Below are 12,346 nucleotides of genomic sequence, written 5' to 3' on the forward strand. Positions count from 1 at the left end.
TCCCTTTAAGCGAAATTAATCTTTATCGATTCGGCTAGCGACCGCACTTTGTTGATCACGGTATTTTGCATCTTGTCGGCTATTATAAGGCCGCGCAGCAGGACCGGATAAAGGTTCGAAACTCAATGCTCCGATTAACATCCCTGGACGTAGCGCCAGAGGCAGTTTACCCGAGTTAAAGAATTCTAACACAATTCGCCCCTTCCAACCGGGATCGATTCGATGTGCGGTGACATGAACCATCAATCCTAGGCGGGCTAAGGATGAACGACCATCTAGCCATCCTACCAAATCATTAGGTAAGGTTACTGATTCATAGGTTACGGCCAACGCGAGTTCACCCGGATGCAAGAAGAACGCTTCATCATCCTTCAACACAATTTCTTCGCTCATCACACGTTCTAATGAGGCAGTCACTTCATCCTTAGGTCCACTTAAATCGATATATGCCGCCGTATGACCGCGGAAAGTACGAAAGCCATTTCCTAATCGTACGTCGACCGTGGCACCATTAATCCGCTCAACAGGCGGGCGCGGGTCGATGCAAAGTTTCCCTTCATCCATCCATGCCTCAATGTCTCGGTCGCATAATCTCATAGTGATTCCCTAATAAAATATCGCAAAAAAACTTACTCAAAGAATTGATTAATCTTAGCTTTTAAAATATCGATCGCAATACGATTTTTTCCACCGCGCGGCACGATGATGTCCGCGTATTGTTTGGACGGCTCGATAAACTGCAAGAACATTGGACGGACGGTTTTTTGGTACTGGCTCATCACCGAGTCCATCGAGCGTCCGCGTTCGTTGACGTCGCGTTTCATCCGACGCATTAAGCAGATATCTAAGGGAGTATCGACAAAAATGGAGAAATTTAATTCGTTGCGTAGGCGGGCATCGGTCAACAATAAAATCCCTTCGAGGATAATCACTTTTTTGGGTTCTAAGGTTTGGGTTTTTGCCATGCGGGTGTGTTCAGAATAGCTATACATCGGGAGTTCGATCGACTGACCTGATTTAATGGCTTGCAGCTGATTCAAGAGTAAATCGTGGTCCATCGCATTAGGGTGGTCATAATTGGTCTTGATACGCTCTTCCATCGTGAGATGGCTCTGATCGCGATAATAACAATCTTCTGGGATGACACCGATATGTTCATCGCCCACTTGGTCACGAATTTCACGATACAGCGTACTGGCAATTAAACTTTTTCCAGATGCGGACGCGCCCGCAATTCCGATAATCACACATTGATGAGACTGGTCAGTCATTATTTTACAACCTGAAACTGAAGCCGAAATACCCGCGTTGTCCCGCAAGCACTCTAGCAAAATGGGAGGATAAGCGCCGGCGATTATAAGGGTTTCACCGCAGTGATGCTAGCGAAAAGGACATGCTTTTAAGAGTTTAACACTGTTTTTTTGGTGGCGGTTGGATACACTAGCGCGCTCAATTGGCTGACTGGCAGCCAATCCCTGTCAACCTTAGAGGATTTATGCACTGGCAAATGTTGACCTATTTTGGCGATAGCATGCTGCTGTTACCGAGTGCTGTTGTCTTGGCTTTTGCCCTGTTCTATAACACGTCGCGACTCGCGCCAGTGTTCTTCTGGTTGGTCAGTTTTGGGACGGCGGGGTTGGTAGTCAGTGTTTCTAAAGTCTTATTTTTGGGATTTTTAATTGGTAGTGTGCGCTATAACTTTACGGGGTTTAGCGGCCATACCACGATGTCGACGACGTTTTGGCCGATCTTTTTATGGTTCATTGCACGGGGATTTTCGTTTAAACGTCCATTTCTTTGGGTGGCCGCCGGTTATCTCTTCGCCCTGACTATTGCTTATTCTCGACTCGTACTGCATGCCCACTCCCCGAGCGAAGTCATATGTGGCTTTTTATTAGGATGCTGTTGCAGCCTATTCTTTCTGGCAATGCAACGAAAAGTGGCATTTAAGCCGATTACCTTTACCGAACTCCTGCTAATTATCGCGCTACCCCTATTTCTCGTATCACAGGGTAAGCCTGCTACCACCCAACATTTCCTCGGCACACTTGCGGCAAAGCTCGCCGGAATGGTACACCCTCACACCCGACAACAACTACTCTCTTTGGGTCGATAAGCGTTAGCGATTGACTTTATGTCGTAACCCGTTAAAGTGCGCCCCTTTTATTAAGGGGGTGCAGCATGGTAATTGGTTTCGATTATGGTACAGCAAACTGTTCGGTGGCCGTCGAACGTGAAGGTCAGTTCCAACAACTGCCGATTGCGGGGTCAGAGAAATTACTCCCCTCAATGATGAGTGCCCCCATTCGTTCAGTCGTCAGTGAATGGTTATTTCGTCATCATGGCGTCAGTTATCACAGCGCCGAAGAGACCGCGCTGTAACAACACGCCTTGCGAGCGAATCGCGAGGAAGATCTGCCCGTGTCGGCGCAAAGTGTGCAATTTGGCTTATCTGCCTTGAACCACTATATGGCCGACCCGCAAGACGTTTGGTTTGTTAAATCTCCGAAATCATTTCTTGGGGCTAAGGGACTTAAATCTCAGCAAATCGCGTTTTTCGATGACGTTGTTTGCGCCATGATGTTGCATATCCGTCAGCAAGCCGAGCTGCATACCCAAACGCCGATTGATCAAGCTGTGATTGGACGCCCCGTTAACTTCCAAGGCACAGGCGGTGAAGAGGCTAACCTGCAAGCGGTCGGCATTTTACGCCGCGCGGCACTGCGGGCTGGATTCCGTGATGTCGAATTTCAGTTTGAACCCGTGGCGGCAGGACTTGAGTATGAATCACAACTCACCCGCGAAACGCGGGTGCTGGTCGTGGATATTGGGGGGGGAACCACCGACTGCTCACTGCTACTGATGGGGCCTGAGTGGCGGCATAAAGCGGAGCGAAGTGAAAGCTTACTGGCACACAGCGGCTGTCGGGTAGGAGGTAACGATCTGGATATTATGCTGGCCTATAAACAACTGATGCCGTTATTAGGCGCAGGCAGCCCTTCTCGTTCCGGCAAAGCCTTACCTATGTTGCCATGGTGGAATGCTATCGCCATCAACGATGTGATGGCACAAGGCGATTTTTACAGTGCCCGTGGCGGTCAACAGCTCCAGCAAATGGTCAAGGATGCACAACAGCCCGAGTTAGTCACCCGATTACTGACCTTATGGCGAGAAAAGCAAAGTTACCAACTGTTGCGAAGTGCCGAGCAAGCGAAAATCGACCTATCCGTATCGTCAAAGACCTGCTGTGATTTAAGTTATCTCGATACGGCATTGGATCTCCGTCTTTCTGCGCAAACATTACGTGAAGCGATCGACTCACCGTTACAGAAAATGCTACAGCAAGTCACTGAGGTGATGCAGCAAGCCACCGTCCAACCCGAAGTGATTTACCTAACCGGGGGGAGCGCGCGCTCCCCTCTGCTGCGTCAAGCCCTAGAACAGCTTCTTCCTGATACAAAGATTGTCCAAGGGGACGATTTTGGATCGGTGACCTTAGGCTTAACGCGCTGGGCAAACACGCTTTTTACGTAGTCAGATCAAGTCAACCAAGGTTAGTGGTTGTTGGGCCAACGGACGGGTCGTAGAATCCCCTACTTTTGACAGGGTTACCATTAACTCTGCTGAAGTATGGGGTTGACCATGACAACAGAATTACTCTCTCCTGCTGGCTCGTTAAAAAATATGCGCTATGCCTTTGCGTATGGCGCAGATGCCGTTTATGCGGGACAACCGCGCTATAGTCTGCGCGTCAGAAACAATGAGTTTACCCTCGAGAATCTCGCCTTAGGGATCCTGGAGGCCCACCAGTTAGGCAAAAAATTCTATGTTGTCAGTAACATTGCCCCGCATAACGCTAAGCTCAAGACCTTTATCCGCGACCTGACACCCGTCGTGGCCCTGCAACCCGATGCGCTGATTATGTCTGATCCTGGGCTTATCATGTTGGTACGTGAACACTTTCCTACCGTCCCCCTCCATCTGTCAGTACAAGCCAATGCCGTGAATTGGGCAACCGTTAAGTTTTGGCAAACACAAGGCATTAGTCGAGTCATCCTGTCACGGGAACTATCATTAGAAGAGATTACCGAGATCCGTCAGCAAGTCCCCGAGATGGAACTCGAAGTGTTCGTTCATGGCGCACTTTGTATGGCCTATTCCGGCCGTTGCCTCCTATCAGGCTATCTCAATAAACGCGACCCCAATCAAGGAACCTGCACCAATGCCTGTCGTTGGGACTACAAGATCAGCCCCGCTCAGGAAGACGATGTCGGCAATATGGTGGAAAGCTATACCCCCGCCCCTACGCTTGGCTTAGGACCCACCACTCCGCAAGCCCTGCTCTTGACCGATAAAATGCGCCCCGATGAACCCATGAGTGCCACCGAAGACGAGCATGGTACCTATATCATGAATTCAAAAGATTTACGGGCTGTCGAGCATGTGCCGCGATTGGTCGAATTAGGGATCCACTCGTTAAAGATTGAAGGTCGTACTAAGTCTTTTTACTACTGTGCCCGCACCGCGCAAGTCTATCGTAAAGCCATTGACGATGCGCTAGCCGGTAAACCTTTCGACCCATCGTTACTCACGACATTGGAAGGGTTAGCCCACCGCGGTTATACCGAGGGTTTCTTACGTCGTCATACCCACGATAGCTATCAAAACACCCAGCAAGGCTACTCTGTTTCAGACCGACAGCAGTTTGTGGGGGAATTTAGTCAAGCCGAAGAGCAGGGATTTGCCGAGGTGATTGTTAAAAATAAGTTCCAGTGTGGTGACCACTTAGAAGTGATGACCCCCTCCGGCAATTTCTCATTTATTCTGGATACCCTTCGCGATAAAAGGCATCAACCCCTCACCGTTGCGCCCGGTGATGGTTACCGTGTGTGGATCCCCATGCCTCCCAACACTGAGCTTCGCTACGCCTTACTCATTCGTCATTTAGAAAATGGGCAGACCACCCAAGCGCCCCATCGCACCAATCCGCGCCAAGGTATGGTATAAAGGAGCCAATTTGATTAAGTGAAGGTAAAGAGCATGGCTCCAGCATTTCTGATTTTACATGGCAAAAAAGCCAGTGACCCGACTATCCGTGACGTTGTCACACAACTGCGCGAAGAAGGGATCAGCCTAGAAGTCAGAGTGACCTGGGAATTCGGCGACTGCCATCGTTTTATTACTGAGGCCATCGATGCTGAGTGTTCAACCCTGATCATCGGCGGCGGCGACGGCAGTCTGAACGAGGCAGTGAATAGCTTAATGCAATTCCCGACCGCGCAACGCCCCCCCTTGGCGGTATTACCTTTGGGGACTGCCAATGACTTTGCCACCAGTGTCGGCCTGCCGCAGGAGCCAGAGGCAGCATTGCGCTTAGCCCTAACCGCAACCGCCCAGCCCATCGATCTTGCTTGTGTCAATCAGCAACACTACTTTATCAATATGGCGACCGGCGGTTTTGGTACGCGGATCACCACCGAGACGCCAGAAAAATTGAAGTCGGCTCTTGGCGGTGCATCCTATTTCCTGCATGGACTGTTACGAATGGATCGCTTAAAACCCGACCGCTGCACTATCGCCAGCGAACAATGGCAATGGCAAGGCGATGCCTTAGTCATCGCGGTGGGTAATGGCCGTATTGCGGGGGGTGGCCAACGTCTTTGCCCAACCGCCTTGATCAACGACCAGCAACTGGCCTTAACCCTCATCACGGCTCAAGAGCTTTTCCCTTCCTTGCTACACGCACTGACCCGTGATGATGAGAATCCCAATATCATCAACCAAAGGGCCAGTGAATTTACCCTCACCAGCGAACACACCATGACCTTTAACTTAGATGGCGAACCGCAGAGCGGCACACACTTCCACTTTAAAGTGTTAGGCGAAGCGATCCGTTTTCGTCTACCCAGTGTCTGTGCACTATTAGGGTAGGCTAACCGGCCACTGTTGATAAAAGTGATGGACGGGACCATGGCCTTGTCCAACATTTAACTCGTCGGCATGGGCAATCGCCCCTTGTAACCATTGCTTCGCCTGATGAGTCGTCTGCACCCAATCAGGAAAATGAGGTCGTAGGGCCGCCAACGCCGCCGATAAAGTGCAGCCTGTCCCATGTGTATTATGCGTAGCGATTCTCGGCTGACTAAAACGCTGCTCAGCGGTCGTTGTGATCAACCAGTCAGGGCTCTCTGACGTCTGCAGGTGCCCCCCTTTCATCAGCACCGCCTCACAGCCTAACGTTAGTAATTTTTCACCCTGCTCACGCATCTGTTGCTCGTTCTCGGCTGGGCGGCAACCCAGTAACGCGGCAGCTTCCGGAATATTTGGGGTGATGATTGACACGTTAGGGATCAGTACCTCACGCAGGCAGCGTATAGCCTCTGGCTCCAACAACGGGTCGCCACTTTTTGCCAGCATCACCGTATCCAAGACTCGCCAAGGGATCGTCGAGTACTTTAAGCCTGCGGCCACCCGCTCGATAATCCCTTGATGATGTAGCATCCCTATTTTCACACTGGCAATCTCGAGATCACTCAGTACCGAGTTTAATTGCTGGCCGACAAACTCGGCAGAAACAGGAAAAATGCCTTGCACACCGCAGGTATTCTGAGCAACCAAGGCAGTGATCACACTCGCTCCGTAGCCCCCCAACGCACTGAAGGTTTTTAAATCGGCGTGAATGCCCGCCCCCCCTGAGGGGTCGGTACCGGCAATGGTTAAAATATTGTAGGGACTCATTGCGCCTCCCTCAGCTGTGCAAAACCATCGAGTAAATGCAGCGCGAACGTTCCTGGACCCGCGGCCTGTCGCGCAGCAAATTCTGCCGCGCGTGACATCATCCAGCATGCACTGGCAACGTTGGTAAGCCGATCGCCCTCTAACGAGGCGAAAGCCGCACACAGTGCCGACAATGTACAGCCGGCCCCCGTCACCCGCGTCGCGAGCACTGAGCCTCCCAAAACCTTAAGCGTTCGATGGCCGTCAGTAACAAGGTCGACTTCTCCCGTGACCACCACGATGCCCTCTATCGTGGTCGCCAGTTGTCGCGCCGCGTCGAGCGCCTGATCAGTACTGAGCTGCGTTTCCGGCCCCCGACCGCTAGCCCCTCCACCTGCCAACACGCTGATTTCCGACGCGTTGCCGCGGATCACACTCGGATTGAGCGAAAGCAACTTACGGCAGAATTCAGTACGTAAGGTTAAGCCCCCCACTGCCACCGGATCCAGCACCCACGGCTTAGCATAGCGATTAGCATTTTCCGCAGCATGATAATAGGTGGGACAATGTTCGCGGTGGAGGGTACCGACATTCAGTAATAGCCCATCGGCGACCTGCGCGAACTCCTGGCATTCACTCGGGTCGATAATCATTGCCGGAATCGCCCCGGCCGCAAGCAGCAGATTGGCGGTAAAATTCTGTACAACGGTGTTAGTGATGCAGTGAATAAGTGGCGAGTGCTCGGCGAGCTGAGCGATGGCCTGTAGGGCAATCGGTGCATCAAGCTCAAGTATAGTGGTATCTGTGGGCATATTGTCTCCCTCCGGCGGTAGAAAGACAGCCCCTATTGAGGCAAGTGACTTTCCTACGCTGGCATTATCCAGTTCAGGTATTACGGGTATTTCTCAGCCTGATAAATCAGGCACCCCGAGTCGAAGAGAAAGTGTTTCTCTATACTATAACTGAGCAGCTTAAGAGAAGTTAAGTGTGGGTGCAAGGAAAGTGTCATCGTCTAGTGATACCTGACCCGAAATACCCGGATAACGTAATAGGCGACGATAAATCGGGCGTCACGACCGTTATCCTTTGCCCCCTGCTTGCTCGGTTATCCACGCCATAAAGAGTTGGACCTTGGGCCAATGGTTACCCTGCTGTGTATAAAGAGCGTAACCGTAAGGACTCGCCAAGATTTTATCAGGAAAGGGAGCCACCAAGCTGCCTGATTGTAACCTCTCTTCAAGCAAACCCATCCGCCCCATGGCGACGCCACCATGATGTAACGCGGAAGCTACCGAAAGCTCCATCTGGTCACAATGAAGATGGGAAGCTGCCGATAGGCTAATATCGAAGGCCTCCGTCCACTGTTGCCACTCATGGTCACCGCTATCCCTATCCCACGCTTTATGATCGTGAAGCAAACGGCATTCGTTTAATCGTTCAGGATGATTCATTAACCCAAACTTTTCTGCATAATAGGCAGAACATACCGGGGTCATCGATTCATTCATCAACGGCGTACAGGCAAGGCCTGGCAGGCTAAGGGCCGAAGTTGATGGCAATATCCACCCCAAGCTCATCCAGCTGGATAAGATCATTACCGGTCGAGAGGCAAACGTCGATACCGGGATAACGGTCTAAAAAGTCCCCTAGACGGGGGGCTAACCATGCCTGGGCAAAAGACGGGCGACTATAAAGCGTTAGCCGCCCCACTACCCCTTGATGTTTAAGATCGAGCAGCTCTTTACTCAGTAAATCGAAAGAATTAGTGATAATTCGAAAGAGCCGTTCCCCCTCAGCAGTGAGAGTGATTTTGCGGTGTAAGCGAGTAAATAGAGGCAAGTTCAGCTCACGTTCCAAATGACGAATACGGTGACTGACTGCACTGGGCGTTAAACAGAGTAATTTTGCGGCGGTCGAAATAGCGCCTTTTTCTGCCACTAAGGCGAAGGTTTGTAAGCGGTTAAGCTGCCCTGCTTGGAAACTGTTCAGCGTTTTGCCCTCATCATCGTAAATTCATATTGCCTATTTCATCTGGAATAATGCAATAAACCCGCAGAAGGTTCACATGATTTGTCCTCACCTTAGGCTGAAAAGAGATCACTTGTCAGCCTATCTGTTACGACAGTATGCTGACTTACGGCCAATGGTGAGTGACCACGCCCCTACTAACTCTATGTGTAGAATAAGTGAATAAGGCTATGACTGATAAATTCCCCGCGCTTAATAAAAATAAGGTTGTTCAGCAACTCTCGACCCACACCCCCTTACTTTGGCATAACCCCCAATGCCTCTCGACCATTGAGGGATTGCAGCACGTAGGGTTAACGTTAGAAGACGTTCAAGACGCGGCCGAGCGACTGCAACGCTTTGCCCCCTTAATCGCCGAAGCCTTCCCAGAAAGTCGCGCGCGTGGGGGAATCATTGAATCGGATCTCGTCGAGATCCCTGCCATGCAACAGGCTTTGGCACAACAAGGCCCCTTACACGGTAAGCTCTGGCTAAAGAAAGATAGCCACCTGCCGATTTCCGGCTCGATTAAAGCGCGCGGCGGAATTTATGAAGTGCTGGTGCTGGCTGAAAAACTGGCGCTGGAGTCAGGAGAGTTTAGTGAGCAGGACGATTACCGACGGCTGCTCACGCCACACTTTCGACAATTATTTGGTCGCTATAAAATTGCGGTAGGGTCGACCGGAAATCTGGGATTATCGATTGGGATTATGGGGGCGACATTAGGCTTCCAAGTGATCGTTCATATGTCAGCCGATGCCCGCGAGTGGAAAAAACAGCGGCTTAGAGACCACCACGTAACGGTTGTTGAACACCAGAATGATTATAGTGTGGCGGTGGAACAAGGCCGTCAAACGGCGGCAGATGATCCTTACTGTTTCTTTATTGATGATGAACATTCACCTACTCTTTTTCTCGGTTACGCCGTCGCGGGGTTGCGTCTACCCGCACAACTCGCCGCATTAGGCATTACTGTCGATCAGGAACATCCGCTCTATGTCTATTTACCCTGTGGTGTTGGCGGCGGCCCCGGCGGCGTCGCGTTTGGGCTTAAATTAGCCTTTGGCGATGCCGTGCGCTGTTATTTTGCTGAGCCGACACACTCCCCCTGTATGCTGTTAGGGCTGAGCACCGGGTACCACGATGCGATCTCGGTTCAGGATATTGGACTCGATAACCACACCCTTGCTGATGGCTTGGCCGTAGGCCGTGCGTCAGGATTTGTGGGACGTGCGATGCAATCGCTGATCGATGGCTGTTACACGCTGAGCGATCAACGGCTCTCTGACTTACAGTTGCTGCTCCACCACACCGAAAACATGTCACTCGAGCCTTCAGCCCTAGCCGGGATGCAAGGCCCGTTATGGATGGGTAACGACCCGAATCCATCACCGCACGCGGCGTTGGATCATGCCACCCATCTGGTCTGGGCCACGGGAGGGAGTATGGTGCCAAAGGAGGAGATGCAGCGTTATCTCGCCATGGGGAACCTGCCCTAACCTTAGCGCATCGCGCTGGCGTGCAACAGAAAGCTTACCCAGCGCACGCTTTGCGTATCATCAATTTGTAAAATGGGAAAAGAGTGATATAGATCACATTAACGGCAGCACTAATTCCGCTAAATAAGCCTGGATTGATTTTACTTGATGATGAATAAGGAAAACTTGCATGAGCCAGCTCTTCTCGCTAACACATAAACGCGCACTGATCACCGGTTCAGGGCGTGGTATTGGCTTTCTTATGGCAAAAGGGTTAGCGGAAGCGGGCGCGGAGGTCATTATTAACGCAACGCAGCAGGCAGGAGCCGAAAGTGCGGCGGCCAAACTCCGCGCACTGGGCCACAACGCCCATGCGGTCGCCTTTGATGTAACGAATTCAGAGAAGGTGACTGAAGCGATTGGCATGATTGAATCGACACTTGGTCAAATCGATATCCTGATAAACAATGCCGGTATCCAACGCCGTCGCCCTTTCCTTGAATTTGCCGAACAAGATTGGAACGATGTGATTGCCGTAAACCAAACCGCGGTCTTTTTGGTATCACAAACAGTCGCCCGTTATATGGCAAAACGCCAAGCCGGTAAAATTATCAATATCGGCTCAATGCAGAGCGAACTGGGGCGCGATACCATCACCCCTTACGCTGCATCGAAAGGCGCGGTCACCATGCTGACACGTGGAATGTGTGTGGAGTTAGCACGGTATAATATTCAGGTTAACGGCATCGCTCCCGGCTATTTCGCCACGGAGATGACGCAGGCTCTGGTCGACGATAAAGCCTTTACCGATTGGCTGACCAAACGTACCCCAGCCGCCCGCTGGGGTAATCCTGAAGAGTTGATTGGTGCCGCGGTGTTCCTATCGTCAAAAGCGTCCGACTTTGTGAATGGTCACCTGCTTTTTGTCGATGGCGGTATGCGCGTCGCGGTTTAGGTCGTTACTCGGCGTTAAGAGCAGGCCGCTGCTGGGCATCCTCGGCCTCAGCCTGCTCCGCTAAGCGCTGAAAATCCTCACGGGTGAGTTTCCCGCTCACAGTAGGCAGCTGTTTGGAGGCCTTAATCGGCAACAACTCCAGTGCGGCAACGTCATCTAAGGTGATCCCTGCCACCTGCTCAGGTAAGGCCAACGCGTGGTTCGCATCCGGTTCTCCAGGAATAGCGCTTGGCTGCCGCGCATTACTGGTCAGGTAATTACGGTGGTGGACCAACCATTTATTCGGTACTCGACGCTGGCTATCCCACCACTGCCCATCCAAGCGGTCAAGGTGCTGTGCCGTGACGTGTTTTGGGACCGCCCCTAATTGATCGAGAGCTTGTGTAATAATCTCGGTCGCACGGGAATTATATCGTTTTATCTCACTCCCCTGCCCCTGCAACAGCAGCGAAGCGGCTAAGCGAACGCCCAACAGATTGGAATAGAGATCCTCTGGCGAAAAAGCAGAGACGCCTTCGGAAAAACCGGGCACAGATTCAAACCCATACCATTGCGCGATTTCATGCCAAGCGGCGAGATCGAATGCCACGCGTGCAGCAGTCCACACGACGACGCTAAAGGCTTGCTGCGGATCGCTCGGGACTTGATAAGACCGGATAACGATATCTCGACGGGCGAGTTCATGACTTAAGCTGACGCGAAAAGCACTCCCCTGATGCTGCAATAACTGACTGGCAATCCAGTAAGTCATATCCATACTGTCTCGCACATGCGCGGTGTCGATGAATCCGCTCTGCGTGGTATAGATAATGCCATTTTTTTCGCTACCACCGCCCACCATACTGGTTAACCCACGCATCACACTATCATTATAACGGTGAGTCCCTAACTGATGACTTTCAACGATATTATCAAGCCGATAAAAAGGAACCGGTACGCCTTTCAATTCCGCACGTAAATCATGGCCAAATGCGCAGCAAGGCCGTAGCCCTTCAGGCTTTTGCAGCGAGGGAAGTTTGCTTAGGGTGGAGACTTTCTGCTCAGGCTGAGTCGCCAAATCGAGTGGCGTATTGACGGCCCACGCGCTGGGGATGAGTGAGAGCGTGATAGCGATAAACAAGGAAGGACGACAGCGCCAGAGAGGGGACATTATACTTTTCCATTAACGATATTAGCTATAGTTAACGCG

General features: G+C 51.5%; 12 protein-coding genes, 1 pseudogene and 1 riboswitch. Of the genes and pseudogenes, 6 read left to right on the forward strand and 7 right to left on the reverse strand.

What is annotated here, in order from left to right:
- Positions 1-15 precede the first annotated feature (15 nt).
- On the reverse strand, positions 16-597 hold the full coding sequence (gene dcd / locus BMX14_RS14160) for a dCTP deaminase (protein ID WP_092677860.1): 582 nt from the start codon (positions 595-597) through the stop codon (positions 16-18).
- Between the two features lie 32 nt (positions 598-629).
- Complete coding sequence (gene udk / locus BMX14_RS14165; protein WP_092677862.1) at positions 630-1,271, reverse strand: uridine kinase; 642 nt, start codon at positions 1,269-1,271, stop codon at positions 630-632.
- A 224-nt stretch (positions 1,272-1,495) separates the two neighbouring features.
- Between udk and BMX14_RS14170 the strand changes: the two genes are divergently transcribed.
- The 4 genes and pseudogenes from BMX14_RS14170 (at position 1,496) to yegS (ending at position 5,931) form a co-directional block, all read left to right on the forward strand.
- A complete protein-coding gene (locus BMX14_RS14170; protein ID WP_092677864.1) occupies positions 1,496-2,116 on the forward strand; it encodes a phosphatase PAP2 family protein in 621 nt (206 codons plus the stop codon).
- A 65-nt stretch (positions 2,117-2,181) separates the two neighbouring features.
- Positions 2,182-3,534, forward strand: a pseudogene (yegD, locus tag BMX14_RS14175) (molecular chaperone).
- Positions 3,535-3,642: 108 nt separating this feature from the next.
- A complete protein-coding gene (trhP, locus tag BMX14_RS14180) occupies positions 3,643-5,007 on the forward strand; it encodes a prephenate-dependent tRNA uridine(34) hydroxylase TrhP (protein ID WP_092677866.1) in 1,365 nt (454 codons plus the stop codon).
- Positions 5,008-5,040: 33 nt separating this feature from the next.
- Positions 5,041-5,931 (forward strand): lipid kinase YegS, encoded by an 891-nt coding sequence (yegS, locus tag BMX14_RS14185; RefSeq protein WP_092677868.1) that lies wholly within the window; start codon positions 5,041-5,043, stop codon positions 5,929-5,931.
- Here the strand turns inward: yegS and thiD are convergent.
- The 4 genes from thiD to BMX14_RS17070 all read right to left on the reverse strand — a co-directional run bounded on the left by thiD (position 5,923) and on the right by BMX14_RS17070 (position 8,730).
- Positions 5,923-6,738, reverse strand: coding sequence for a bifunctional hydroxymethylpyrimidine kinase/phosphomethylpyrimidine kinase (gene thiD, locus BMX14_RS14190; protein WP_092677870.1), 816 nt, complete (start codon positions 6,736-6,738; stop codon positions 5,923-5,925). The genes yegS and thiD overlap by 9 nt on opposite strands.
- Positions 6,735-7,529: a hydroxyethylthiazole kinase gene (gene thiM, locus BMX14_RS14195; RefSeq protein WP_092677871.1), complete on the reverse strand. Its 795-nt coding sequence runs from the start codon at positions 7,527-7,529 to the stop codon at positions 6,735-6,737. Before thiM ends, thiD begins: the two co-directional genes overlap by 4 nt.
- Positions 7,530-7,562: 33 nt before the next feature.
- A riboswitch (TPP riboswitch) is annotated at positions 7,563-7,657 on the reverse strand.
- A 139-nt stretch (positions 7,658-7,796) separates the two neighbouring features.
- Positions 7,797-8,276, reverse strand: a complete 480-nt coding sequence (locus BMX14_RS17065) for a LysR substrate-binding domain-containing protein (RefSeq protein WP_177173174.1) — start codon at positions 8,274-8,276, stop codon at positions 7,797-7,799.
- Positions 8,254-8,730 (reverse strand): LysR family transcriptional regulator, encoded by a 477-nt coding sequence (locus tag BMX14_RS17070; protein ID WP_329957826.1) that lies wholly within the window; start codon positions 8,728-8,730, stop codon positions 8,254-8,256. Before BMX14_RS17070 ends, BMX14_RS17065 begins: the two co-directional genes overlap by 23 nt.
- Positions 8,731-8,915: 185 nt before the next feature.
- On the opposite strand from BMX14_RS17070, the gene BMX14_RS14210 reads away from it, so the two are divergent.
- A complete protein-coding gene (locus BMX14_RS14210; RefSeq protein WP_092677877.1) occupies positions 8,916-10,223 on the forward strand; it encodes a D-serine ammonia-lyase in 1,308 nt (435 codons plus the stop codon).
- 169 nt (positions 10,224-10,392) lie between these two features.
- On the forward strand, positions 10,393-11,157 hold the full coding sequence (gene idnO, locus BMX14_RS14215; RefSeq protein ID WP_092677879.1) for a gluconate 5-dehydrogenase: 765 nt from the start codon (positions 10,393-10,395) through the stop codon (positions 11,155-11,157).
- A 4-nt stretch (positions 11,158-11,161) separates the two neighbouring features.
- On the opposite strand, the gene BMX14_RS14220 is transcribed toward idnO, so the two are convergent.
- Complete coding sequence (locus tag BMX14_RS14220) at positions 11,162-12,307, reverse strand: DUF4056 domain-containing protein (RefSeq protein ID WP_092677881.1); 1,146 nt, start codon at positions 12,305-12,307, stop codon at positions 11,162-11,164.
- Positions 12,308-12,346 lie beyond the last annotated feature (39 nt).

This window comes from Rosenbergiella nectarea (genome assembly GCF_900111105.1).
GTDB lineage: Bacteria > Pseudomonadota > Gammaproteobacteria > Enterobacterales > Enterobacteriaceae > Rosenbergiella > Rosenbergiella nectarea.